Origin of the sequence: Leclercia barmai, from assembly GCF_049312895.1 — a bacterium.
Classification (GTDB): Bacteria; Pseudomonadota; Gammaproteobacteria; order Enterobacterales; family Enterobacteriaceae; genus Enterobacter; species Enterobacter barmai.
Map to the genome: position 1 here is coordinate 654,724 of NZ_JBMNWZ010000001.1, position 24,263 is coordinate 678,986.

At 53.2% G+C, this 24,263-nt stretch carries 23 protein-coding genes and 1 pseudogene; 17 read left to right on the forward strand and 7 right to left on the reverse strand.

Going from position 1 to position 24,263, the window contains the following annotated elements; all coding sequences use genetic code 11:
- Positions 1–31: 31 nt before the first annotated feature.
- The 3 genes from ACOYA6_RS03030 to ACOYA6_RS03040 all read right to left on the reverse strand — a co-directional run bounded on the left by ACOYA6_RS03030 (position 32) and on the right by ACOYA6_RS03040 (position 3,652).
- Positions 32–1,069, reverse strand: a complete 1,038-nt coding sequence (locus ACOYA6_RS03030; protein ID WP_039029600.1) for an acyltransferase family protein — start codon at positions 1,067–1,069, stop codon at positions 32–34.
- A gap of 169 nt (positions 1,070–1,238) precedes the next feature.
- The gene (locus tag ACOYA6_RS03035) at positions 1,239–2,915 is read right to left on the reverse strand and encodes a hypothetical protein (RefSeq protein WP_422654006.1); all 1,677 of its coding nucleotides are present in this window, start codon (positions 2,913–2,915) and stop codon (positions 1,239–1,241) included.
- On the reverse strand, positions 2,912–3,652 hold the full coding sequence (locus tag ACOYA6_RS03040) for a hypothetical protein (RefSeq protein ID WP_422654007.1): 741 nt from the start codon (positions 3,650–3,652) through the stop codon (positions 2,912–2,914). Before ACOYA6_RS03040 ends, ACOYA6_RS03035 begins: the two co-directional genes overlap by 4 nt.
- Positions 3,653–4,178: 526 nt before the next feature.
- On the opposite strand from ACOYA6_RS03040, the gene ACOYA6_RS03045 reads away from it, so the two are divergent.
- The 6 genes from ACOYA6_RS03045 (at position 4,179) to crtB (ending at position 10,477) form a co-directional block, all read left to right on the forward strand.
- Positions 4,179–4,751, forward strand: coding sequence for a DUF2239 family protein (locus tag ACOYA6_RS03045; protein ID WP_422654008.1), 573 nt, complete (start codon positions 4,179–4,181; stop codon positions 4,749–4,751).
- A 211-nt stretch (positions 4,752–4,962) separates the two neighbouring features.
- A complete protein-coding gene (locus ACOYA6_RS03050) occupies positions 4,963–5,883 on the forward strand; it encodes a polyprenyl synthetase family protein (protein ID WP_422654009.1) in 921 nt (306 codons plus the stop codon).
- Entirely contained in the window at positions 5,880–6,908 is a 1,029-nt protein-coding gene (gene fni / locus ACOYA6_RS03055) for a type 2 isopentenyl-diphosphate Delta-isomerase (RefSeq protein ID WP_422654010.1), read from the forward strand. The genes ACOYA6_RS03050 and fni overlap by 4 nt, the downstream gene beginning before the upstream one ends.
- Positions 6,908–8,083, forward strand: a complete 1,176-nt coding sequence (gene crtY, locus ACOYA6_RS03060) for a lycopene beta-cyclase CrtY (RefSeq protein ID WP_422654011.1) — start codon at positions 6,908–6,910, stop codon at positions 8,081–8,083. The genes fni and crtY overlap by 1 nt, the downstream gene beginning before the upstream one ends.
- Entirely contained in the window at positions 8,076–9,554 is a 1,479-nt protein-coding gene (locus ACOYA6_RS03065; RefSeq protein WP_422654012.1) for a phytoene desaturase, read from the forward strand. Before crtY ends, ACOYA6_RS03065 begins: the two co-directional genes overlap by 8 nt.
- On the forward strand, positions 9,551–10,477 hold the full coding sequence (crtB, locus tag ACOYA6_RS03070) for a 15-cis-phytoene synthase CrtB (protein ID WP_422654013.1): 927 nt from the start codon (positions 9,551–9,553) through the stop codon (positions 10,475–10,477). The genes ACOYA6_RS03065 and crtB overlap by 4 nt, the downstream gene beginning before the upstream one ends.
- Here crtB and ACOYA6_RS03075 read toward each other — a convergent pair.
- Entirely contained in the window at positions 10,416–10,952 is a 537-nt protein-coding gene (locus ACOYA6_RS03075) for a sterol desaturase family protein (protein WP_039029591.1), read from the reverse strand. The two genes, crtB and ACOYA6_RS03075, sit on opposite strands and share 62 nt — an antisense overlap.
- 276 nt (positions 10,953–11,228) lie before the next feature.
- Positions 11,229–12,914, reverse strand: a complete 1,686-nt coding sequence (locus tag ACOYA6_RS03080; RefSeq protein ID WP_422654014.1) for an aspartate:alanine antiporter — start codon at positions 12,912–12,914, stop codon at positions 11,229–11,231.
- Between the two features lie 272 nt (positions 12,915–13,186).
- On the opposite strand from ACOYA6_RS03080, the gene ACOYA6_RS03085 reads away from it, so the two are divergent.
- Positions 13,187–13,576, forward strand: a complete 390-nt coding sequence (locus ACOYA6_RS03085; protein WP_039029553.1) for an inner membrane protein YbjM — start codon at positions 13,187–13,189, stop codon at positions 13,574–13,576.
- A 13-nt stretch (positions 13,577–13,589) separates the two neighbouring features.
- Here the strand turns inward: ACOYA6_RS03085 and ACOYA6_RS03090 are convergent, their stop codons facing one another.
- Positions 13,590–13,859, reverse strand: coding sequence for a GrxA family glutaredoxin (locus ACOYA6_RS03090; protein ID WP_138369484.1), 270 nt, complete (start codon positions 13,857–13,859; stop codon positions 13,590–13,592).
- A 180-nt stretch (positions 13,860–14,039) separates the two neighbouring features.
- Between ACOYA6_RS03090 and nfsA the strand changes: the two genes are divergently transcribed.
- Entirely contained in the window at positions 14,040–14,777 is a 738-nt protein-coding gene (nfsA, locus tag ACOYA6_RS03095) for an oxygen-insensitive NADPH nitroreductase (RefSeq protein ID WP_422654015.1), read from the forward strand.
- 50 nt (positions 14,778–14,827) lie between these two features.
- On the opposite strand, the gene ACOYA6_RS03100 is transcribed toward nfsA, so the two are convergent.
- On the reverse strand, positions 14,828–15,793 hold the full coding sequence (locus ACOYA6_RS03100) for a DUF2971 domain-containing protein (protein WP_422654016.1): 966 nt from the start codon (positions 15,791–15,793) through the stop codon (positions 14,828–14,830).
- Positions 15,794–15,991: 198 nt separating this feature from the next.
- On the opposite strand from ACOYA6_RS03100, the gene ACOYA6_RS03105 reads away from it, so the two are divergent.
- The 9 genes and pseudogenes from ACOYA6_RS03105 (at position 15,992) to potG (ending at position 24,256) form a co-directional block, all read left to right on the forward strand.
- Positions 15,992–17,221, forward strand: a complete 1,230-nt coding sequence (locus ACOYA6_RS03105; RefSeq protein ID WP_422654017.1) for a hypothetical protein — start codon at positions 15,992–15,994, stop codon at positions 17,219–17,221.
- Between the two features lie 396 nt (positions 17,222–17,617).
- Positions 17,618–18,001 (forward strand): hypothetical protein, encoded by a 384-nt coding sequence (locus ACOYA6_RS03110; RefSeq protein WP_422654018.1) that lies wholly within the window; start codon positions 17,618–17,620, stop codon positions 17,999–18,001.
- A gap of 452 nt (positions 18,002–18,453) precedes the next feature.
- Positions 18,454–18,663: a hypothetical protein gene (locus tag ACOYA6_RS03115; RefSeq protein WP_422654019.1), complete on the forward strand. Its 210-nt coding sequence runs from the start codon at positions 18,454–18,456 to the stop codon at positions 18,661–18,663.
- 126 nt (positions 18,664–18,789) lie between these two features.
- Complete coding sequence (locus ACOYA6_RS03120; RefSeq protein ID WP_422654020.1) at positions 18,790–19,680, forward strand: hypothetical protein; 891 nt, start codon at positions 18,790–18,792, stop codon at positions 19,678–19,680.
- 116 nt (positions 19,681–19,796) lie between these two features.
- Positions 19,797–20,051, forward strand: a pseudogene (locus ACOYA6_RS03125) (oxygen-insensitive NADPH nitroreductase); the annotation flags it as partial.
- 72 nt (positions 20,052–20,123) lie between these two features.
- Entirely contained in the window at positions 20,124–21,026 is a 903-nt protein-coding gene (gene rimK / locus ACOYA6_RS03130) for a 30S ribosomal protein S6--L-glutamate ligase (RefSeq protein ID WP_138369482.1), read from the forward strand.
- Between the two features lie 61 nt (positions 21,027–21,087).
- On the forward strand, positions 21,088–21,564 hold the full coding sequence (locus ACOYA6_RS03135) for a type III secretion system chaperone family protein (RefSeq protein WP_138369481.1): 477 nt from the start codon (positions 21,088–21,090) through the stop codon (positions 21,562–21,564).
- 349 nt (positions 21,565–21,913) lie between these two features.
- Positions 21,914–23,026 (forward strand): spermidine/putrescine ABC transporter substrate-binding protein PotF, encoded by a 1,113-nt coding sequence (gene potF / locus ACOYA6_RS03140; RefSeq protein ID WP_039029548.1) that lies wholly within the window; start codon positions 21,914–21,916, stop codon positions 23,024–23,026.
- A gap of 96 nt (positions 23,027–23,122) precedes the next feature.
- Positions 23,123–24,256 (forward strand): putrescine ABC transporter ATP-binding subunit PotG, encoded by a 1,134-nt coding sequence (gene potG, locus ACOYA6_RS03145; RefSeq protein WP_422654021.1) that lies wholly within the window; start codon positions 23,123–23,125, stop codon positions 24,254–24,256.
- The last annotated feature ends 7 nt before the right edge of the window (positions 24,257–24,263 follow it).

The window sequence follows — 24,263 nt, forward strand, 5'->3', positions numbered from 1 at the left end:
GTACCCTGCCAGGGTACATGACGGGCCTGATTTATTTAATGAGGAACGGACCGCGGATAATGTCCGACAGCCATACGCCAATTTTATGCGCGACGTAGATGCAGATGCAGGTATAAATAACAGCCGCCAGCGGGTTTGGAATAGTAAATTGCAGTCCCAGTAAGCCGATGAATAAAGGAATCAGCGATTTAACGATATATTCGAGGCCGCAAATGTTTAATGTATTTTTCCCGACGTTAATAACATACTTTGATTCACAAATCGCTTTTGCAACAAACACGCAGGTCAGTATTAAACACAGCGTTGTGAAGATGTTATTAAACATGCCAACAGCCGCATAACCTGCAAGCGAGGGCTGAATTTTCTGTAAAACAGCTAAGAGCAGTGAACCTGAATTGAACAATTGATACGCAGTGATCAACCCCAAAACGGCAAATAAGACCGCACCGGGAACGGATTTGGAAAATGCCTTACTGTTCTGCAGCGTGCTGAACAAGCATCTCCCGGCGGCAAGTGACCACCAGTACGCTAACGCGGAGTCAACGTTAAAAATCCATTTGGGATCAACCAAAGGGTTATGCCCTAATACAGTTTGTGATAACACATAGGCAATCAACGACAGGATGAGCAGCACGACAGGGTTTGTCGTGATTCTCGAAAAGATAAAGTCGATGATAAAAATAGTGAACAGACAATTAATAAACCAAAGGCTGCCGACCGCAGGCGCGTTTCGGATGCCAAAGATAATCTCAATGACGCTTCCTTTTAATCCTTCAATACCACTGCCCGATCCCAACCCGGTTATCAGCAATGTCATAAAGGCAAAAGCAAAGTAGGGCAGGAGCAGTCGCCTGGCTTTATTGATCGTAAACTGGACGAAATTTGATTTCGCTTTATGGGCTGCAAAGAATCCGGCCGCGAAGAAAAACAGTGGCACATGAAAACTAAAGACAAAAGGATAAAGTTTTCCTGCGTAAGTCCCTAAATGCCCTAAATATATTGCCGATATCCCTAAGAACTTCATGGCATCTACCCAGTCATATCTGGGTTTAATAGTAGACAAATTCATTTATCAGCCTTGAATAAAAACAGTATCGTGAATGGCAGGATTTATATGAAACTTATAAGTTAACTGCATCGCAAGTCTATCATTCATCCTGAATACCGGGAATGGAAAAGTTCTTTCACTATCTGCAGTTGAAATCAATTTAACAGCGGGGCTATCCCCGCCCTGAGTCCTACTCATGGCGCGAACTATAGCCAAAATCAAACCCCAGCAGCACGTTTTCTCGCAGGAACTGGTTAATCGGATAACTGTAGCTTTGCCCGATGCTGACGGCATGAACAACGCGCAGCACTGTCCCGCCGCTCAGGGGCAGGGGTTCATCAGTAATCGAGATCCTGGCTCCTGCTAATCCGTCCTTTAAGTTCTGATAGGCCTGTGATTCGGTGATGTCGTTATTAATGACGCTGAACGTCACCAGCAGGGCTGCAATCAGCCCCACCGGGAACAGCAGCGGGTGATGATTCATAAAGAACAGGGTACGCGAGGTGCGGCGGGTCAACATCGTCGCCGTCAGGGGGACCAGCAGCAAATAGAGCAGCTTAGCCAGATGGGTGAGGGCACCCACCAAAGAGAAGATCAGCGCAACCGGAGGCACAATTACGGCACGCGCCGCATCTTCCCCCAGCTTTTCATTGACGCCGCCCGGACTATAGCTTGTTGCCGCCGCGCGTAGCTCAGGGAGCTGTTGCCTTACTGCCTCGTCAAGATGCGGGGCGTGCAACTCTAAGGCAAAACTTTTTAGCTTGTCGGTAAGCGGATACTCTTCACGCACCCGCGTACCGGCCGGGAGCAGCAGCTTCTGGCGTAATTCTTTCTGCACCACCTCCTGGCGGAAAAAGACGGCCCAGTCGAGTCGTTTAGGCAGGGTGACGCCTTTATAGACCACGGTCCGCTGGGCGAGATATTTCTGTCTGGCGGCTTTCGCCACGGCAGCGTTAAAACCGGCGCGGTCGGACGGCGTCCAGTCACCGGTGACGGGCACGCCCTGTCCGCGAACATGGTTGCGCACGCTGGCGTAGTAACGGCGTGGCACGTTCCAGGTTTTCAGGCGTTTCGCCTCGAGCGAGCGCTCGTAGCGTTGCCAGGCTCTGGACTGCTCCTGGCGCACCGTTTCGCTGATATCCATCTTATCGTTGTAATAGGCAGTGAACTGCTTGTACACCTCTTCACGCGCCTGCTGCCAGGCTTTGTAATAGCCGAGGACGCCGCCCTCCCGGGCGCTGATGTTGTCGCGCAAGTTCTGCTCCATACCGCTTTCCAGCAAATTACGGTAGCGGTCGGAGGCGCTCAGCAGGATCGGCAGCGTTGCCAGAAATGCCTTTCCTGAAGGGCTGGTCCAGGTTTGCACCTGGCTGCCGTTGCTCTCCAGCGGGATGCCCTGCAGCGTCTGCTGTCCTTCAATCAACGCATGCTGGTAAAGCTGCGCCAGGAGCGACATCTGACGAAACTCCCCGGTGCTTTTTGAAACCTGGCGTTCAATCACCCACTCCACGGCATGCCAGGTGACGGTACCGGTCACCAGGCAGATCAGCAGCACCGCGCCGGTACTCGCTTTCGCGCTCGGCAAGCGGCCTTTTTTCTTCAGTCGGACAATGGCCATGAGCGAGAACTGAAACGCCAGCAGCGCTGCGGCGATAGCGGTTAATGTCCGTCCGTAGCGTTCCATATTGTGAACTTCTTCAGCGGTCGACACACTGCCGACCAGGTCCAGCAGGCGGGAGTTGAACGCCAGTTCACAGATGAGATAGGTGAGGGTAATGCCCGTCACCAGCCAGTTTTGCCAGGAGGGGAGGGCCGAACGCTTGATCCGGTCCTGCGGCCAGGTTTTTTGCTGCACCTGCTCAGTCATGACTTAAGCTCCAGGCTGGTCTGGCGGGTTTTGGTCGGGGCATAGATCTCATTTGGCACGGAATTGTCCAGCTCTGGCTGAGCAACTTTAGGCGGGAGAGGTTCCACCGCTTTTGTCGGCGTGCGCTTTACCGGCTTCGCCACGGGCTGTGCTTTGGCTTTGCGGGTCGTACTGGTCTGCTCGCGGGTGTTGCTCTGCACCGTTTTTGCTTTCTGAACCGGCAGGCGACGATGGTAGACCTCGCCATGCTGCCAGTTGAACTGTTCGATACGGTTGCCGGTGGCGAAGTTCAGCTGCAGTTTGTCGGCGCTGGCGGTGATATCCGGGCCGGTATCGCAAACTCCCGTGAAGGCCCACTCCTGCGAACGGGTATTTTGCAGGTCGACCAGACGATACTGCGCCGGGCAGGAGGGCGTCGCCACTTTCAACAGCAGCAGCGTATGCCCTTCGATGTGATACTGATTGACGATCCGCGCCCAGCTCACCCCCTCCAGCGGGCGCTCAATCATCAGATTGCTCCATTTCAGGCTGTAGCGGCCGTTCAGTTCCCTTAACGCCCCCGTTGAACCATCTGCCAGCGTGAACTGACCGACTTCGTTACCCAGCATGCTCGCCAGATCGGTTTTGAAAAGGATTTTGCCGTTTTTGTCGTAACGCATGGAGCAGCCACTTAATGCGATGATGACGGCCAGTACCAGCAAGCTACGCAGAGGGAGGTTATGGAGTGACATACGCATTAAATAATTCCGTTGTGTTCGTTTTTTTATTAAGGGGCAACGCTACCGGTGTGGCACAGGTATTTTGTCGAAGGTGGTTTCGGCGATCGCTATATAGATTTTCCTTAAGGGAAGATCGGCCAGAAAAACGTATTCTGATGGAGGAAAAACAGGGTTGTCCGCTGCGCTGGATATCGCACGGCGCTCGTCCATGAGAAAAAACTCAAAAAATTTAACATCTTAAAAGAATGCGTCAATCTCCAATTCTGGTAGTCACCGGGGATGATTTACGATCGGTTGAAAGCGCTTAGGCGAATATTTGCACAGCAGAATTTTTATCAGGAAAACTGAGATTTTAGTCAGCGCTATTATTTTGCAGATGCGTTAGCCTTAACTTTTCCGCCCGCCACCGTTCTTCTTCAAACGAATATGACGCCCTTAATCTCCCCCGCCAGACCGCGTGAGACATATTTTTACCCGGGTAAAATTGACGAGGAGTAAAGCCTGCTCCAGGCTTTATATTTTTACCCGGATAAAAAGGTAAAACATGCCCGCTATCACGCTTACCGCCTTCTGGCGGAACCAGCAAATCGCGCACGGTAGCCTGAGCGAACTGTTGCAGCAGCTACAATCCGCTAACATCGGCAGTGAAACCGTTTTCATCTTTAACGATCGCAGCGGAAAACGCCTCGATATTCACGTTAATGGGGATATCCCCAGCGCCCTGGCGGTTTACCCGGAGCTGGCGGAAAGCAACGTTGTTAAATCCCGCGGACGGCCAAAACTGGGCGTGTCGGCGAAAGAGGTGACCCTGTTGCCCCGTCACTGGGAGTGGCTGGCCACGCAACCCGGCGGAGCGTCCGCCACGCTGCGCAGGCTTATCGATCAGGCGAGGAAAACTGCCAAACCGGTGGATAGCAAGCGTCAGCGGCACGATCGCGCCTATCACTTTATGTACGAGATGGCGGGGGATCTTCCTGGCTATGAGGAGGGCATTCGCGCGCTGTTTGCCGACGATGAGGCGGCGTTTACCGCGTGTATTGCCGGCTGGCCTGAGGATCTCCGCCGGTACGCGCTGCGGTTAGCCTTTGGGAAAGACGAGGAGAGTCCGGGTAGCTGAAAATCTCTACAAATGTAAATTTTTGTGCAATTTACTGCGAGTTGTTAATTTTAATTAATTGATTTTAATGGGATTGCATTTCATCTTTGGTTTCTCTTCTCCCGCCGGGCAACAAAACGCAGAAGGATACGCTACGCTTTGTAAACCATCCTGCGGCAAGCGTTTTTTACCTCTTCTGCGGACGTCGCCACCAAACACCGGGGAAGCCACTATGACCCTTAGTCATGAAGATGATGTAAAAATGCTGTTGTCTGCGTTTGAGCAACGTCTCGAACACCTTCTGCCTGCGGGGGAGCAGGAAGGGCAGGTCTATGCCGCCATGCGCGATGCCACGCTGGTCGCCGGTAAGCGAATGCGCCCCCTGCTGCTGCTGCTGGCGGCGCGGGATATGGGCTATAAAACCGATTTAACGGGCCTTCTCGATCTGGCCTGCGCCATTGAGATGGTCCACGTCGCCTCCCTGATCCTCGATGACATGCCCTGCATGGACAATGCCACGCTCCGACGCGGGCGGCCGACGATTCACTATCAGTATGGCGAACACGTGGCGATCCTGGCGGCGGTGGCGCTGCTCAGTCACGCTTTTTGCGTTATCTCCCGCGCGCCTTTGCTGACCCATGAAGTTAAAGCGCGCGCGACGGCTGAGCTTTCGTCGTCGGTTGGGCATATGGGGCTGGTGCAGGGGCAGTTTCGCGATCTAAGCGAGAGCCGTCAGAGCCGAAATGCCGATGAGATCCTGCTGACCAACGAGCTCAAAACCAGCAGCCTGTTCAACGCCACCCTGCAGCTGGCAGCCATTGCGGCCGACGCGCCGCCTCAGGTGAGTGAGCGTCTGCGCTTTTTCGCCCGCGACCTCGGCCAGGCCTTCCAGCTGATTGATGACCTGACGGATGGCTCAAACGCCAACGGCAAAGATCCCCATCAGGATAAAGATAAATCGACGCTGGTCGCCGTGCTCGGCGCTGAAAGCGTGTTCCTGCGCCTGCGCGAGCACGTGCGCAGCGCCGATCAGCATATCGCGACCGCCTGTCAGCCGGGAGATACCACCCGGCACTATGTTCACGCCTGGTTTGAAAAACAGCTGACGCTGATCAGCCAGAGCCTGTCGTTATCCCTGTCGGAGTGTCAATGAGCAGCCTGTCGCAACGTAAAAGCGATCATCTCGATATCGTACTGAACGGCACGCCCGGCACAAAAAAGTGTACCAGCGGCTTCGAAAAATGGCGTTTCGGGCACTGCGCCCTGCCCGAACTGCATCTTGATGAGATTGACCTTTCGACCTCGCTGTTTGGCCGCACCCTGAACGCACCGCTGCTGATAAGCTCCATGACCGGCGGCACCCGGCGGGCAAGCCAGATCAACCAGCATCTGGCCACCGCCGCGCAGGCGCTGGGCCTGGCGATGGGGGTGGGCTCCCAGCGCGTGGCGCTTGAGAGCGAGGCCAGGCACGGCCTGACGCGCGAGCTGCGCGCCTTTGCCCCGGATATTGTGCTGATGGCGAACCTCGGCGCGGCGCAAATCGCCGGGCGACAGGGGCTCGACTATGCCCAGCGCGCCGTCGAGACCCTCGCGGCGGATGCGCTGATTATCCACCTCAACCCGCTGCAGGAGGCGCTGCAGCACGGCGGGGATCGCAACTGGTGCGGGGTTATCGACGCTATCCATCGCACCGTGGAGGCGCTGCATGTCCCGGTGGTGGTCAAAGAGGTGGGCAGCGGGCTTTCGGTGCCGGTAGCCCGCCAACTGGCTGCGGCGGGCGTGGCGATGCTGGACGTTGCCGGTGCCGGGGGCACCAGCTGGGCGGCGGTGGAGGGCGAACGCGCCGTCACCGCGCATGCCCGGGAAGTGGCGATGGCCTTTGCCGACTGGGGCATTCCCACCGCGACGGCGCTGCAGGATCTGCATCAGGCGCTGCCCGACATGCCGCTGGTGGCCTCTGGCGGGATCGCCAACGGCATTGAGGTGGCAAAAGCGATCCGCTTAGGCGCAAGCGTGGTGGGCCAGGCGGCGGGGGTGTTGCACAGCGCGCTAACCTCCAGCGAGGCGGTTATCGACCATTTTCAGGTGATCATCGACCAGCTGCGCGTCGCCTGTTTCTGCACCGGGAGCGCAAACCTCGCCCAGCTGCGTCAGGCCACCCTGGTGGCCCAGACCTGATGGCGCCAGCGTGGGACATCATCCTGGCAGGGGGCGGGCTGGCAAACGGGCTGATTGCCTTACGCTTGCGACAGCAGCGCCCGGAGCTGCGCGTGCTGCTCCTCGAGGCCGACAGTAAGCCTGGGGGGAATCACACCTGGTCCTTTCATGAGGCCGACCTTACTCCGGAACAGCATCAGTGGGTGGCCCCGCTGGTGGCGCACCGCTGGCAGGGCTACGACGTCCGCTTTCCCGGACTCAGCCGTACCCTTGCCGGAGAGTATCTCAGCATCACCTCCACGCGTTTTGCCGATGTGCTGACCGGCACCTGTGGCGACACTCTGCATACCCACGCCGTTATCACCGCGCTCACCCCGACGTCGGTGACGCTTGCCGACGGCACAACACCGCAGGCCCGGGCGGTCATCGATGGCCGGGGCTACAGGCCGGACAGGCATCTCCACACCGGCAGCCAGTCCTTTCTCGGGCAAGAGTGGCGTCTGAGCCAGCCTCACGGCCTGACGCGACCGATCCTGATGGACGCCACGGTCAACCAGCAGGGCGGGTATCGCTTTGTCTACACGCTGCCGCTTTCCGCCACTGAACTCTTAATCGAAGACACCCACTACGTTGATGCCGCTCGCCTGGATCTGGACGTCGCCCGGCAAAACATCGCTGACTATGCCCGTCAGCAGGGCTGGGCGCTGGAGCGCCTCAACCGTGAAGAGCAGGGCCATCTGCCGATTATGCTGGCGGGGGATTTCCCGGCCAGCTGGCAGGAGAAGGCTAAACAGCCGTGCAGCGGCCTGCGCGCCGGGCTGTTTCATGCCACCACCGGCTATTCGCTGCCCCACGCGGTGGCGCTGGCCGAGGCCATTGCCGCAAGCGCGGAGATCGACGCGGCGACACTTTTTTCCGTTATCCATCGCTACGCCCTGCGCCAGTGGCGCGAGCAGCGCTTTTTCCGCACCCTTAACCGCATGCTGTTCCTGGCGGGGGATGCCGATAAACGCTGGCAGGTGATGCAGCGGTTTTACTCTCTTAACGAAGGGCTGATCGCCCGCTTTTACGCCGGGCAGTTAACCCTGGCCGATAAAGCGCGGATCCTGGCAGGTAAGCCCCCGGTTCCCGTCGGCGAAGCGATGCTCGCCATACTGAAACTCACTCCCCGGATGCGAGCGTTTCACCATGAATAAAACAGTGATTATTGGCGCCGGTTTCGGCGGATTAGCGCTGGCCATTCGGCTGCAGGCGCAGGGCATCGACACCCTTCTGCTGGAGCAGCGGGATAAGCCCGGCGGGCGCGCCTACGTTTATCAGGATAACGGCTTCACCTTTGACGCCGGGCCGACGGTGATTACCGATCCCAGCGCCATCGAAGAGCTATTCACCCTGGCCGGCAAACGCATGGCGGATTATGTCGAGCTGCTGCCGGTCACGCCTTTCTATCGCCTGTGCTGGGAGACGGGCGAAGTGTTTGATTACGACAACGTGCAGACCCGGCTGGAAGAGCAAATCCGCCGTTTCAATCCGCGCGACGTGGAGGGCTATCGCAAGTTTCACGCCTACTCCCGGGAGGTGTTTAACGAGGGGTATCTCAAACTCGGCACGGTGCCGTTCCTCTCATTTCGCGACATGCTCCGCGCCGGGCCGCAGCTTACCCGTCTGCAGGCCTGGCGCAGCGTCTACAGCATGGTCTCGCGTTTTATCGAGAACGAACAGCTGCGCCAGGCGTTCTCCTTTCACTCCCTGCTGGTGGGGGGCAATCCGTTTGCCACCTCGTCGATTTATACCCTGATCCACGCCCTTGAGCGTGAGTGGGGCGTCTGGTTTGCCCGCGGCGGGACCGGGGCGCTGGTGCAGGGGCTGGTGAAGCTCTATCAGGATCTGGGCGGCGAACTTCAACTGAATGCAGAGGTGACCCGGCTGGAGGCCGAGGGGGATCGCATTAGCGCCGTCATGCTGAAAGATGGCCGGACGATCCCGACCGCGGCGGTGGCCTCCAATGCCGACGTGGTGCATACCTATGAAAAGCTGCTGGGGCATCATCCGACGGGGGCGGCTCGCGCGGCGTCCCTTAAGCGCAAACGCATGAGTAATTCGCTGTTTGTGCTCTATTTTGGCCTGAACAAGCAGCACGATCTGGCCCATCATACGGTCTGTTTCGGGCCGCGCTACAAAGCGCTGATCGACGAAATTTTCAATAAAAACGCCCTGGCGGAGGATTTTTCCCTCTACCTTCACGCCCCCTGCGTCACCGATCCCTCCCTGGCCCCGCCGGGCTGCGGCAGCTATTACGTGCTGGCCCCGGTGCCCCATTTAGGCACGGCGGATCTCGACTGGGCCGTTGAGGGGCCGCGCCTGCGCGACAGGATTTTTGGTTATCTCGAAGCTCACTACATGCCGGGGCTGCGCAGCCAGCTGGTGACCCACCGCATGTTTACCCCGTTTGATTTTCGCGACCAGCTGGGTGCGCATCTGGGATCCGCCTTTTCGGTCGAACCGATCCTGCGCCAGAGCGCCTGGTTCCGGCCGCACAATCGCGACAGCCGGATCCCCAATCTGTACCTGGTCGGCGCCGGTACGCATCCGGGAGCCGGTATCCCCGGGGTGATCGGCTCGGCAAAAGCGACGGCAGGACTGATGCTGGAGGCGCTCTCCCGATGAACACGACCCTGATGGATCACGCCACCGACACCATCGCCGTGGGCTCGAAAAGTTTTGCCACCGCGGCGAAGCTTTTTGATCCCGCCACCCGACGCAGCGTGCTAATGCTCTACGCCTGGTGCCGGTACTGCGACGACGTGATTGACGGGCAGGAGTTGGGGTTCAACGCCGCGCCTGTGGACAGCGCTCTGGCAGAAGAGCGTATGGCGATGCTTAAAAACCAGACCCGGCGCGCCTGGGAAGGGGCGGAGATGAGCGAGCCCGCCTTTGCTGCTTTTCAGGAGGTGGCGCTGGGCCACAACATCCCGCTCCAGCTGGCGTACGATCATCTCGACGGCTTTGCCATGGACGTGCGCGAGACCCCTTACGAGACGTTAGACGACACCCTGCAGTACTGCTATCGCGTGGCGGGCGTGGTCGGATTGATGATGGCGAGGGTGATGGGCGTGCGCGACGAGGCGGTGCTCGATCGCGCCTGTGATTTAGGCCTGGCGTTCCAGTTGACCAATATCGCAAGGGATATTGTCGATGATGCCCGGGTTGGCCGCTGCTATCTGCCCGCTCAATGGCTGGCAGAGGCGAAAATCGACCCGCAGGCGCTTGCTGCATCGCAGACCCGCGAGGCGCTGGCGGCTCTTGCCCAAAGGCTGGTGGCAGAGGCCGAGCCTTATTATGCCTCTGCCCGGCAAGGGCTGGCCGGGCTGCCTCTGCGATCCGCATGGGCGATTGCCTCGGCGCACGGGGTGTACCGCGAAATTGGCGTGAAGGTGAGCGCGGCGGGGCCCCGCGCCTGGGATACAAGGCAGGGCACCAGCGACCTTGAAAAAGCAGGCTTACTGCTGAAAGGCGCCGGGCTGGCGCTTACTTCTCGTTTTGCGACGCCGACGCCGCGCCCGTCCGGGCTCTGGCAGCGCCCTCGCTAGTCGCGCGACGCGCCTTGCGCTGGCGTAAGGTGGCCTGCAGTTTGTCTATCGGCGGCGCATACAGAAATCCAAAGGAGACGCACTCCTCCTTGCCCCGTACCGCGTGGTGCAGACGGTGCGCCAGATAAAGACGCTTGAGATAACCCTTGCGCGGAATATAGCGAAACGGCCAGCGCTGATGCACCAGCCCGTCATGCACTATAAAGTAGAGCGCGCCGTAAGCCGTCATCCCGGCCCCAATCCACTGCAGCGGCCATATGCCCCAGGTCCCCAACGCAATCAGCACAATCGCCAGCACGGCAAACACCACGGCGTAGAGGTCGTTCACCTCAAACCAGCCCGTGCGCGGCTCGTGATGCGATTCATGCCATCCCCAGCCCCAGCCGTGCATGATGTACTTGTGGGCAAGGGCAGCGATTAACTCCATGGCGGCAACGGTTAAAAGCACAATCACTGTGTTGTACAACGCGAGCATTGGGGCTCCTTGGGCTCGGGATGAATTTAGCTGACAGTTAAGCGTAACACCTAATTGGGGAAAGGGTGGGAAGGCAAGCGGGAAGCGACGTTGTGAATGTTGAGATGGCGAATTTCACCCAACAAAAAACCCATCAACCTTGAACCAAAACGGCGGGGTTGATGGGCTCCACAAATTGGGGACATCAAAGAAAAGCAGTGGCAATAGTTATGACTGACGTCTGGGGGAAAAGTTCTGCGCATAGCGAAAATTTTTTCGCCATTGCGCAAATTTTTTTTATCCCAGCCCCGGCCAGATGATGATGATGAGCGTGCCCGCGAGGGTTAACAGCACGTTAGCGATGGCATAGGTGCCAGCGTACCCCAGCGCGGGAATGTTGCTCCGCGCGGTATCGCTGATGATTTCCATTGCCGGGGCGCAGGTACGGGCCCCCATCATCGCGCCAAACAGCATGGCGCGGTTCATGCGCAGCACATAGGCGCCGAACAGGAAACAGATAACCACCGGCACCAGGCTGACGATCAACCCGGCCACCAGCATCTGCCAGCCTACCGCGCCCAGGCTGTGGCCAATGCCGCTGCCCGCGCTTAAGCCGACGCCCGCCATAAACACCATCAGGCCGAACTCTTTCACCATGTTCAGCGCGCCCTGGGGGATATAGCCGAAGGTCGGGTGGTTGGCACGCAGGAAGCCGAGCATGATCCCGGCGAACAGCAGACCGGCGGCGTTGCCGATACCAAAGCTAAAGTTGCTGAACTGGAAGGTGATCATCCCAATCATCAGGCCGACGATAAAGAAGGCGCAGAAGGCGAGCAGATCGGTCACCTGGCTGTGAATGGAGATGAAGCCGATGCGGTCGGCAACGGTCTTCACGCGGCGCGTGTCGCCGCTCACCTGCAGCACATCGCCTTTGTTCAGGACGATATTGTCATCGATAGGCATCTCAATCTGGCTGCGGATCACCCGGTTAAGGAAGCAGCCGTGGTCGGTCAGCTTAAGCTGTGCCAGGCGGCGGCCAACGGCGTTGTGGTTTTTAACCACGATCTCTTCGGTGACGATGCGCATGTCGAGCAGGTCGCGGTCGAACACCTCTTTGCCGTTACGGAAGCTGGGGTCGAGACGGGCGTGGGCATCCGGGTAGCCGACCAGGGCGATGTCGTCGCCCATCTGCAGTACCGCGTCGCCGTCCGGGTTTGCCAGAATACCGTTGCGGCGGATGCGTTCGATATAGCAGCCGGTCTGGCGATAAATGCCCAGCTCGCGCAGGTTTTTGCCGTCCGCCCAGGCTACCAGCTCCGGGCCGACGCGGTAGGCGCGGATCACCGGCAGGTAGACTTTGCGTTTGCTGTCGGTATCCAGACCGCGCTCGCGGGCGATTTGCTGGGCGCTGGTCTGCAGATCCTGGTGCTGTAGTTTAGGCAGATAGCGTGCGCCAACGATCAGGCTCACCAGGCCGATCAGATAGGTCAGGGCATAGCCGAGGCTGAGGTGATCCAGCGCCAGCGACAGCTGGGCGTTATCCAGGCCGAGATGACGCAGCGTATCCCCTGCGCCAACCAGCACCGGCGTGGAGGTCATCGAACCGGCCAGCATCCCCGCCGTCAGGCCGATATCCCAGCCAAACACTTTGCCTAAGCCTAAGGCGATCAGCAGGGCGCTGCCGACCATCACCAGCGCCAGCATCAGGTAATTTTTGCCGTCGCGGAAGAAAATAGAAAAAAAGTTGGGTCCGGCTTCAACACCGACGCAAAAAATAAACAGCATAAAGCCCAAATTAAGCGCATCAGTGTTAATACTGAAATGCTGCTGGCCTAATAATAATGAGACGACTAAAACGCCAATAGAATTACCCAGTTGGATTGATCCCAGACGTAATTTACCCAGGCAGAGGCCCTGCGCCAGCACCACAAATAACAGCAGGATGTAATTGCCGTTTAACAATTCTGCGACGTTTATGTTCACGAAGGATAACTTCTTGTTTACCAGTAAGTGGTTGAAGGGACAGGTGATTTAGGCTACTGTTTGCCCAGCGTTGAGGAGCACCTGGCTCCTGACCGCACACTATAATATATATCGCAAAATAATACCAAACTATTACTTTATTTATAACAGACAGCAACAACTGACAGCGATTGCGTTTCGACGCGCCGTTCAGGCAGGGAATGCCATATAACTCATCTGACTGTGTGTCCATCGGACGATAAATGAATTTGCCCGCGAAGTAGGGGGACGATTTGAATATTAAACGTAATTGGTTTGGGGTGGCCTGCTGTTTTTTGCTTTTTACCGGGGTATGCGTCTGCCTGAGGTTTAACGTCAGAGGGGCATTTATTGCCGCCGGGCGTCCTGAGCTGGGATTATTGTTCTTTACCCTGCCGGGCGCTGCCGCCAGTTTTCTTTCCCGTGGAGGGGAGGTCATCCGGCCGCTGGTGGGGGCGATGCTCGCCGCGCCAATCTGTCTGGTGGTGCTGCGCCTGCTGTTTATCCCGTCGCGCACGATAGTGCAGGAGATGGCCTGGTTGCTGAGTGGAATTTTCTGGTGTGCGTTGGGGGCGTTGTTCTTTATGTTTGTGCGTCGGGCGCTGGAGAACCGCCGCCTGAGACTAAAAGCGCCCTCAGAGTGAGGGCGCGAAAGGCTTACTGGGCAGCGAACAGCCCCAGGTGCTCTTTGGCGTAGGCTTCAAAATCGGTAAAGCCGCCGATGTGGTTCTGATCGAGGAAGATCTGCGGTACGGTTTCAACCGGCTTACCGACGGTTTTTTCCAGATCGGCTTTAGTGATGCCTTCCGCATGAATGTCCACGTAGCGGTAGTTAAAGTCTTCACGCTCGGCGGTCAGTTTTTCTGCCAGATCTTTTGCGCGCACGCAGTATGGGCAACCCGGACGTCCAAAAATTACTGCAAACATGTTCTCTCTCCTGAAACTAAGCCTGACGGCGAATGACGCTATATTGCCGATAACTATCGGTAATGAAAAGCAGGTTCTGCCTCTCAGATTGATATCTTCAGGCTATGTTTGGCCAATTACAGCCTCCGGTTCTTTGCCTATACTGGCGATATTGTCAGTAACGCCCAACAAAGAGACCGCATGACGCCAGTAATTGATCTTCTTCGTTCCCACCGCTCCATTCGCCATTTTACCGACCAACCCATCAGCGATGCCCAGCGCGAGGCGATTATTGCCGGTGCGCAGGGAACCTCCAGCTCCAGTTTCCTGCAGTGCAGCTCCATCATCCGCATTACCGACCCGGCGATGCGCGAACAGCTGGTGACCCTCACCGGCGGGCAGAAGCACGTGGCTCAGGCGGCGGAGTTCTGGGTGTTCTGCGCCGACTTTAACCGCCATCTGCAAATTTGCCCTGAGGCGCAGCTCGGCCTCGCTGAGCAACTGCTGCTGGGCGTGGTGGATACCGCCATGCTGGCGCAAAACGCCATGACGGCGGCAGAGTCGCTGGGGCTGGGTGGGGTTTACATTGGCGGCATCCGTAACAGCATTGAGGCGGTGACCGAGCTGCTGCAACTGCCGAAGCACGTTCTGCCGCTGTTTGGCCTGTGCCTGGGCTGGCCTAACAAGTCAATACCCCAATATGAAGAAATTACAAAACCACGTTTACCCGCTGATCTAGTCGTGCATGAAAACAGCTACCAGCCAGTGAACATGGAACTGTTACACGAGTACGATGAACAACTAGCCGAATACTACATGACACGCGCAACGAACAACCGGCGTGATACGTGGAGTGATCACATCCGTCGAACAATCATCAAAGAGAGTCGACCGTTCATCTTGGACTATCTGCATAAACAAGGATGGGCTACACGCTAAACGTTCTAGGGCGGTGATGATCTCGCCGCCTTAGAACCTCCTTCGGGAATCTAAGAGTTAGTATCTAAAAGATCCATAAAATCCTGGTGCAGCAGGTAATTATTAGTTGGATAATTGCGCAGCGGCATATCTTCTAATGACATGGGAATCCTTCCCAGTTCAAAAGAATCATTGCATAACACCATCTCGTAAAATGCTAAATCACCGCCTCTACCTGATAACGCTTGCATCACTGAATATTTTGCAGAATCTTTGAATCGCAAACCGAAAGTAACATCACTCAGCCTGAACGGATTATCTTGTAATCCTTGCTCAAGGATCACACGATGTTCTTTTTCATAACACCATTGCGGGGCTTTACTCAATAACACAACTTCATCAATTGTTTTCTTCGCGCTTTTCCTAATTGATTCGGTTGAACCAAACAGCATATCGTAAATCTGTTGTGTAGTAATAAAACGAGAACCGCCATAGTTCAAAGCATAAATATCATAAAAACCATTGTCAGATACATCGTACCCAATACAGAATCCTTTATGTTGATCTGCATAGTGCGACCACATCAACGGACAATCATAATTTTGTGCTAATGATAGAACACCACTAGTATAATTAGTCATTAAGTTTATTTTGATTAGTTCGAGCATATCATTAAGCACGAAAACTATATCTTCATCGAAGATCAACAAGAAATCATCAATACCTGATAATACTTGTGCTGCTTCGTGTTTGCCTAATAATTCTATCTTTTCAAGTGTTCGCGGCCCAGTGTATTTTATTTTAGATGCCGCTTCAGTCAGCTCTTTTTTCGTGTTGTCGGTTATCAATCTCTTTAGAATTTCTTTCAACACGTCAACATCATGAATGTTGTCTTTAATTGATGGGTTGCAATCTAAAGGATCATTGAAGCTGTTAGGGTTGGCGAAATATAGTTTATCACTAACAAGCAAATCTAAGCTGTCAACACTGAAGCTTTTATACTTGTAAAGATGTGTTGGAATATCAAGATTCATCATTATTAACTCAGTATAAATCGTGATTCATTTTTATATGATTTTTATCTACAGGCAACTGTTCCGATGATTATTCTCGATTCATAGCGTGATGAAGATCAACAAAAGATGTTGTCGAGCTCTGATTTTTGTACTGCTCCGATCAAAAAGGGTGCTATAGAGCATACTGAACCAAATGCAGTATCAATAATGGAGAAAATAATGATTAAAAAGCCTTGGGAAAGAAGATTAAAAGATCTCGCACATGTGCTTACTAGTTGTACGCAAACTTACTTTGATCCTGAACTTTTCCGGTTAAATCTGAATCAATTCCTTACCACATCCAGAACAGTAACTTTTATCATTCAAAAAAATAAAAAGGAAATTTCTGGGTACGATTTATGGTACAAACAAAATGTTATTGATGAATGGCGCGATGATAAATTGATGACATGGGCTAAAGACTCCCGTAATGTTATTGAAAAGGAGGGAGATTTAGACATGTTTAGTGAGGCTAAAGCAACTCTTATCTTTTCGTATATTGAAGAGCAGGATATTGGCATATCGACAAGACATGAATTACTCGGAATCGGAGTCAAAAAACTTATTCGTTTAGCTCAAAAAAAATTTCCTTCTGCCGTGTCTGATTCTGCTGTAGTAAAATCAGAACGCCGATGGGTAGCAAATACCCTCGAAGACTATGAACTGCTACATGCCTTGAATATTATCTATAGCCGAGTGTATGAATGTTGTAAATCTCTTGGTGATTTAATAGGTAATCCAATCGGTGATGATATTACCACACCTTCATCATTTGATTCACTTCGCAACGAAAAACGGCATGTAACGTATTTGAAATTGAATGACTATTCAACGGGTAAAATAAAAATAAATTCCACGCGTTATGATAGCAGTCTAATCCCAGATACTGTTAAAGACGAAGTTGCCTTAATTGAAGATACTGGCAATGTCAATTCTTTAGATGATCTTGTGAAACTTATTTCGAAACTCGTTGAGATCAATTTTCGCACATATGGTCATCTTGTACAGGTGATGTTCCTTTTCGACAAAAAGTACCGTGTAATTGATATTTTAAGCACACGTTTTGATGATCAATCTGATAAATATATCTTTTGGCGTGTCGCAGCGGATAGGGCTAAAATGATGGATGCATTTGGATTGGTGTGGGCATCAGAAGTGTGGCTGAGAGATCCAGACAGAAGATATAAAGGTTTAATCCGTAATATGCCCATAATCGGAGAAAGATTACAGGTTGTTGGGGTTGACGCTAAAAATAATCAGAAAAATATTAGTTGGGAAATTTTAAGAGAAAGTGAAGATAGCCAACCATCATTAGAACTTGTTGAAAAAGATATAGATAATGAAGGAAGGAGCTATTATATGCGTCCGGTTTTAAAAGCAATAGGTGGCGATATTAGTATGTTAAACTAGTATAACATGATTGATTAACCGTATATTATCGTTAGTTAATAGATTTATCACTTAATAAGGTGCATCTATAATCGAAAAGAGGCAGGCTCTGAACTGGAACTGCCTCGATTAAAAAGGTACTCTGCTCAAAAAAATTTTTTTGCGATGTTTCGAGCGCTCTATGTTTTACGTGTATATAAAGTTTTGAATCCAGTCGTGTCGTGTTTCATCGCTGGAACCTATCAATAAAAATTTCTGTGATATTATAACACTTGGTTTACATCTGCTTCGATTGTTCAGAATTCCCGCAAATATTTTCCTCGATAAATACCAGTACAGAATTACGTAAAAAAGAGAGAGAAAATTACGGTGGAATACTCAACGAAAAGCCAGATTGCGAAGCGCTACGGGTTCGACATGAAAAGCGTTACTACGTGGCTGAACGAACGGGGCGCGGATTCATGCTGGTGTTCTGACAAGCGGAAGTTTCGCGAACCAGAGATCACAGAATGGGTGGTTAAGAACATCATCACCCCGTTACGCGAAGTAGATAACAAAGAGGCGATGGATCAGGCACGATTGCGAAAGCTGGATGCAGAAGCGCGGATCATGGAAATGAAAGCCCGTGAGACAGCCGGATCGTTAATCCCGGTTCAACTTGTCGAATCCTCTATTAGTAAGTTTTCCTCATTAGTTCGAACTTCAATGCTTCAAATCGCAACTACACATGCTCAAGCCATTATCGAGGCTGCAACCGATACCCGTTCGATCAAAGTGTTTATGAACAAGACTATTTCCTAACGGCTAGATGAATTTTTAAAATAGATGAGTACTAATGAATTTATCAACGATGAACAATTTACCTAGTATTCCGAAGAGTTTCTGGTGAAAGCCGAACTTTTTCTCTATGCCTAAGGACTATAAATGATTCTCTTTAAATATTTTATATACTTTAGCATGTCACAACAGGTTACTAACAGGTCACAACATGCATCGTTAAGACCTTCATTCTCCTCGCGAAAATAGAAACATAGGGTCAATTTATCCTCATGATATTTGCTCAAAAACATCAGGAATTTAGTTACGGGTTTTAAATTTCACCCCTGCATTCTCAGTCATGACCATGTCACCAAACGTCAAGTGGTCGATTTTTTTATTTCAATAATGAGTGAATTTCAGTCCAACTAAAGTTAATATCGTTCCCCTAACCAGAACTAACTGCAAATCAAAAAATTTCCAGATAAGGAGTATCAATGAGTCATGGGAAATCAGAACCAACTAACCCCAACGCAGCAGATTACAAAATTTATTCGCGTCTTGATTCTGGGGAGTCACTTGAAAGCATTTTAAAGAATCCACCAACGACCAAACATGGTGTTGTAACAACTGCTTCAAACATTAAGCAAGAATACGGATTCTGGAAAAGGTGGCGTGTAAGCAATCCAAAACCTTATAGTGATTGATCGAACCTCTACCAGCCGAAAAAACAAACCTACCAACCTCAAAACAGTTAGTAGGGGATTAGTGCTAACACTGGTGTGAAGATGAGAGTAAGGATAAAATCGCGTTAAACAACTAAGGATAACGCCATGAAACCTTTCGACCCTTACTCGATTGTGATTGCTTTAAACCAACTTAAGGACGTGGTAAACGAAGCCAATCAGACAAATATTTTCAAAGACTATGCGATGCCGATCATCGTAGTCGCACTTTCCGCCTTAACTGCATATTTCATCGCTATTCGCGGATATCAATATCAAGAGGCGTACAAAAACGAAAAAGCGAAAGCGGATACACTCAATCAAATCATACTCAAAATGCTTGCAATGCAAGCTAACCTAGTTGCTACCAAACAAAATTACTTTGATCAGTTAGAAACTAATCCTGTGCAAAGGGCTGTTAACGTTCCTCCTATGTCTGTATCATTTGAATTTGAGTCGTTAAATTTGAGCGAATTAACTCAATTACTGTATGCGAAGAAGAGGGATATCAATAAACACCCTTGGTTCAACATGGCTTCTTTCGCTGCAACTATCGGCAATTACAATCAGTTTATTGAGTTGGTGAAATACAGAAATGAGATAGATAAAGAGATCAAACCGTTACTTGCGCCGTTAATGGTAGAAGGTGGAAAGATTCATGTTACAAAAATTGCCCTTGCGATGGGGCCAATGCTAACCATGAGATACGTTGACATAACAGAAAAATTAATAACAATGGTTGATGATCTCTTAATCACCATTGATGATTTTATGTTTAACTTCTCTGAAGTCGCTGCGGAATCCCTTAACAAAAAATATTTGAAAAACTACATCTACCTACAAGGCTATCAAAATAACTCTGAAAACTTCAAAGCACTACTTAAACGGTGTATTGATGTCAACTTGGTTGATTTGGCAAATATAATGCATATTGATATTGATGAAGCAGTGAAGGTTTATAAGCAAAATTCAGTAGTAATAACTACACCTAAGGTTTGACCCTAAACTCGTATGATGATTTAGAGTGCTGCACGGATACCTTTAGAATTTTTCATTTTGAATCCCTTGTTCTGTTAGGCTTACGGTGTGTTCGCCTTTGATAGGATTCATTATGATTAGGCTGGCCCGCGGATAACCCGGACGTCAAGCCGCGCCTGCCTGCGGCGATGGTGGTGCATGAAAATCACTACCAGCCTGTGGACCCGGAGGTGCTGGCGGAGTACGACGAAGAGCTGGCGAATTACTACCTCAGCCGCGCCACCAACAACCGTCGCGACACCTGGAGCGACCATATCCGTCGCACCATCATCAAAGAGAATCGTCCGTTTATTCTCGACTATTTGCACAAACAGGGCTGGGCTACGCGATAAGTCCATTCATCCCGCGCCTGCCTGCGTGTATGATACGCAGGCTTTTACCAGGTAATGTCTGAGAGGTGCAGGGTGAAAATTGCCATATTGTCCCGGGATGGAACGCTCTGGTCGTGTAAACGCCTGCGTGAAGCGGCGCAGCAGCGCGGCCATCTGGTGGAAATCCTCGATCCGCTGTCCTGCTATATGAATATCAGCCCGGCGGCATCTTCAATTCACTATAAAGGGCGCCAGCTGCCGCATTTCGACGCGGTTATTCCGCGCATTGGCTCGGCAATCACCTTTTACGGCACCGCCGCGCTGCGCCAGTTTGAGCTGCTCGGCAGCTATCCCCTGAATGAATCCGTGGCGATCACCCGGGCGCGCGACAAGCTCCGCTCCCTGCAACTGCTGGCCCGCCAGGGGATCGACCTGCCAATCACCGGCATTGCCCACTCCCCCGACGACACGCACGATCTGATCGAGATGGTCGGCGGCGCGCCTTTGGTGGTCAAGCTGGTTGAGGGCACCCAGGGGATTGGGGTGGTGCTGGCCGAAACCCGCCAGGCGGCAGAGAGCGTGGTGGATGCGTTTCGCGGTCTGAATGCGCACATTCTGGTGCAGGAGTACATCCAGGAGGCGAAAGGGCGCGATATTCGCTGCCTGGTGGTGGGCGATGAAGTAGTCGCCGCCATCGAGCGTCAGGCGAAAGAGGGCGATTTTCGTTCAAACCTGCATCGGGGCGGGGTTGCCCGCGTAGCGGAGATCACCCCGCGCGAGCGTGAGATGGCCCTGCTGGCCGCCAGAACGCTGGGGCTCGACGTTGCCGGGGTCGATATCCTGCGCGCCGACCGGGGTCCGCTGGTGATGGAAGTGAACGCCTCGCCAGGGCTGGAAGGCATTGAGAAAACCACCGGGATTGATATCGCCGGGAAGATGATCGGCTGGATTGAACGCCATGCCACGCCGGAGTTTTGCCTGAAAACGGGCGGATAACTGGCCTGCCGTGCATTGATGCCTGGGCCAGGCACTATTTTTTTAAAGGGGTTCCACCGTTATGGATTCACTCGTAGTACCGACACTTGATACGTTACGCCAGTGGCTGGATAACATGGGCGTCAGCTTTTTTGAATGCGACACCTGCCAGGCGCTACATCTGCCGCATATGCAAAACTTTGACGGCGTGTTCGATGCCAAGCTCGATCTGATTAATGACGTCATTCTTTTTTCCGCGCTGGCAGAGGTCAAACCCTCGGCGCTGCTGGCGTTAGCATCGGATTTGTCCGCCATCAATGCCAGTTCTTTGACGGTGAAGGCATTTCTCGATATTCAGGATGATAATCTGCCAAAGCTGGTGGTTTGCCAGTCTTTCTCCGCATCCGTGGGGCTGACCTTCCCGCAGTTCGCGGCGTTTATCCAGCAGAGCGAAGAGCAGATATCGATGGTAATGCTTGAAGCCAGCGCCCATCATCTGCTCTACAACGCGGAAGAGGGTGCAGAGCCGCCTGAATCGGCGGGCAATTTTCTGCACTAAACCTGTCTGACATTTAGGCAGTCGCTGTCGTGGCGGCTGCATAATACCCTCTTTTCTGCTGGATTTAACCTTTCTTTAAAGAATTATTCACCGCCATCCCGCCAATTCGGCTTATCACATAGATACTTCTTGCATAAAAAATTGTTAAAAGGCGTTTTTTAATCTGAGCTATAGCTACGGAGACAAGCTACAGTTTATTCTTGCGATGCCGTTAAACGCGAGCAGATACAGCCACCTGAGTAACATCTTCTGCTGCTGGCGGAGTGATAAATCATGCACGTTTCTTGCATAGACTAAGAGTGTTCATTTTTGGTGCGTTTGTTAACGCGCTTTCAGAAGGATTAACGCTATGATCGCTTTAAATAAAAAATGGTTATCGGGTCTGGTTGCGGGCGCGCTGATGGCGGTCTCCGCAGGTACGCTGGCGGCAGAGCAAAAAACGCTGCATATCTACAACTGGTCTGATTATATTGCCCCGGATACGGTGGCCAATTTTGAAAAAGAGACCGGGATTAAAGTCGTCTACGACGTCTTCGATTCTAACGAAGTTCTGGAAGGCAAACTGATGGCGGGCAGCACCGGCTTTGACCTGGTCGTGCCTTCAGCCAGCTTCCTGGAACGTCAACTCTCCGCCGGCGTGTTCCAGCCGCTGGATAAAAGCAAACTACCGGACTGGAAAAACCTCGATCCTGAGCTGCTGAAGCTTATCGCTAAACACGATCCTGACAACAAATACGCCATGCCGTATATGTGGGCCACCACCGGTATCGGCTATAACGTCGAAAAAGTGAAGCAGGTGCTGGGTGCCGATGCGCCGGTCAACAGCTGGGATCTGGTGCTGAAGCCAGAGAATCTGGAAAAACTGAAAAGCTGCGGCGTCTCCTTCCTCGATGCTCCGGAAGAGATTTTTGCCACCGTGCTGAACTACCTCGGCAAAGATCCGAACAGCACCAAAGCGGATGATTACACCGGCCCGGCCACCGATCTGCTGCTGAAGCTGCGTCCAAATATCCGTTACTTCCACTCCTCCCAGTACATCAACGACCTGGCGAACGGCGATATCTGCGTCGCTATCGGCTGGGCAGGGGACGTATGGCAGGCGGCTAACCGCGCTAAAGAAGCGAAAAACGGCGTGAATATCGCCTATTCAATTCCGAAAGAGGGGGCGATGGCCTTCTTCGACGTTTTCGCGATGCCGGCTGATGCGAAAAACAAAGACGAAGCCTATCAGTTCCTGAACTATCTCCTGCGTCCGGAGGTTATCGCCCACATCTCTGACCACGTCTTCTATGCCAACGGCAACAAAGAGGCCACCAAACTGGTCAGCGCCGAAGTACGTGATAACCCGGGCATCTACCCACCGGCTGACGTGCGCGCCAAGATGTTTACCCTGAGCGTGCAGGAGCCGAAGATCGACCGCGTGCGTACCCGCGCGTGGACCAAAGTGAAAAGCGGTAAATAACCGTTTGTCCCAGGCCGGGAAAGCCCAGCGCCCCCGGCAACAGGCGCACCGTTCTGGTGCGCCTGCACCATTTTGATTGATGCCGGAGAGCACCCCGTGAACGACGCGATCCCCCGCCCGCAGGCGAAAACCCGTAAAGCGCTGACCCCGCTGCTGGAAATCCGTAACCTGACCAAATCATTCGACGGTCAGAACGCCGTGGATGATGTCAGCCTGACTATCTACAAAGGTGAAATTTTTGCTCTGCTTGGCGCATCCGGTTGCGGGAAATCGACGTTGCTGCGCATGCTCGCCGGGTTTGAACAGCCCAGCGCCGGGCAGATTATGCTGGACGGCGTTGACCTCTCCCGGGTGCCGCCGTATCAGCGCCCGATCAATATGATGTTCCAGTCTTATGCCCTGTTCCCGCACATGACCGTGGAGCAGAACATCGCCTTTGGCCTGAAGCAGGACAAACTGCCAAAAGCCGAAATCACCGCCCGCGTGGCCGAAATGCTGAGCCTGGTGCACATGCAGGAGTTTGCGAAGCGCAAGCCGCATCAGCTCTCTGGCGGTCAGCGTCAGCGCGTGGCCCTGGCCCGCAGTCTGGCGAAGCGGCCAAAACTGCTCCTGCTTGATGAACCGATGGGAGCGCTGGATAAAAAACTGCGCGACCGTATGCAGCTGGAAGTGGTGGATATTCTTGAGCGCGTGGGCGTGACCTGCGTGATGGTAACCCATGACCAGGAAGAGGCGATGACCATGGCCGGTCGTATTGCCATCATGAACCGCGGCAAGTTCGTGCAGATTGGCGAGCCGGAAGAGATCTACGAGCACCCGACCACCCGCTACAGCGCCGAATTTATCGGCTCCATGAACGTGTTCGAAGGGCTGCTGAAAACGCGTGAGGAAGACGGGCTGGTGCTCGACTCCCCGGGGCTGATCCACCCGCTGAAAGTGGCGGTGGACAACTCGGTGGTGGATAACGTGCCGGTCTACGTGGCGCTGCGTCCGGAAAAAATTACCCTCTGCGATGCCCCGCCCGCCGATGGCTACAACTTTGCCGTGGGGGAGGTGGTGCATATCGCCTACCTCGGCGATCTCTCCATCTACCACGTCCGCCTGAAGAGCGGCCAGATGATTAGCGCCCAGCTGCAGAACACGTATCGTTACCGCAAAGGGCTGCCGACCTGGGGTGACGAGGTGCGTCTGTGCTGGGAAGCCGATAGCTGCGTTGTGCTGACGGTATAAGGAAGGG

Bases quoted from the DNA above. Each gene is read 5' to 3' on its own strand.
- ACOYA6_RS03115 (WP_422654019.1), top strand. From the start codon at position 18,454: ATGAGTCATGGGAAATCAGAACCAACTAACCCCAACGCAGCAGATTAC.
- nfsA (WP_422654015.1), top strand. From the start codon at position 14,040: ATGACGCCAGTAATTGATCTTCTTCGTTCCCACCGCTCCATTCGCCAT.
- ACOYA6_RS03035 (WP_422654006.1), bottom strand. From the start codon at position 2,915: ATGACTGAGCAGGTGCAGCAAAAAACCTGGCCGCAGGACCGGATCAAG.
- crtB (WP_422654013.1), top strand. From the start codon at position 9,551: ATGAACACGACCCTGATGGATCACGCCACCGACACCATCGCCGTGGGC.
- ACOYA6_RS03045 (WP_422654008.1), top strand. From the start codon at position 4,179: ATGCCCGCTATCACGCTTACCGCCTTCTGGCGGAACCAGCAAATCGCG.
- ACOYA6_RS03075 (WP_039029591.1), bottom strand. From the start codon at position 10,952: ATGCTCGCGTTGTACAACACAGTGATTGTGCTTTTAACCGTTGCCGCC.
- ACOYA6_RS03065 (WP_422654012.1), top strand. From the start codon at position 8,076: ATGAATAAAACAGTGATTATTGGCGCCGGTTTCGGCGGATTAGCGCTG.
- ACOYA6_RS03030 (WP_039029600.1), bottom strand. From the start codon at position 1,069: ATGAATTTGTCTACTATTAAACCCAGATATGACTGGGTAGATGCCATG.
- ACOYA6_RS03040 (WP_422654007.1), bottom strand. From the start codon at position 3,652: ATGCGTATGTCACTCCATAACCTCCCTCTGCGTAGCTTGCTGGTACTG.
- ACOYA6_RS03050 (WP_422654009.1), top strand. From the start codon at position 4,963: ATGACCCTTAGTCATGAAGATGATGTAAAAATGCTGTTGTCTGCGTTT.
- potF (WP_039029548.1), top strand. From the start codon at position 21,914: ATGATCGCTTTAAATAAAAAATGGTTATCGGGTCTGGTTGCGGGCGCG.
- ACOYA6_RS03120 (WP_422654020.1), top strand. From the start codon at position 18,790: ATGAAACCTTTCGACCCTTACTCGATTGTGATTGCTTTAAACCAACTT.
- ACOYA6_RS03090 (WP_138369484.1), bottom strand. From the start codon at position 13,859: ATGTTTGCAGTAATTTTTGGACGTCCGGGTTGCCCATACTGCGTGCGC.
- fni (WP_422654010.1), top strand. From the start codon at position 5,880: ATGAGCAGCCTGTCGCAACGTAAAAGCGATCATCTCGATATCGTACTG.
- ACOYA6_RS03100 (WP_422654016.1), bottom strand. From the start codon at position 15,793: ATGATGAATCTTGATATTCCAACACATCTTTACAAGTATAAAAGCTTC.
- ACOYA6_RS03105 (WP_422654017.1), top strand. From the start codon at position 15,992: ATGATTAAAAAGCCTTGGGAAAGAAGATTAAAAGATCTCGCACATGTG.
- ACOYA6_RS03110 (WP_422654018.1), top strand. From the start codon at position 17,618: ATGAAAAGCGTTACTACGTGGCTGAACGAACGGGGCGCGGATTCATGC.
- ACOYA6_RS03135 (WP_138369481.1), top strand. From the start codon at position 21,088: ATGGATTCACTCGTAGTACCGACACTTGATACGTTACGCCAGTGGCTG.
- crtY (WP_422654011.1), top strand. From the start codon at position 6,908: ATGGCGCCAGCGTGGGACATCATCCTGGCAGGGGGCGGGCTGGCAAAC.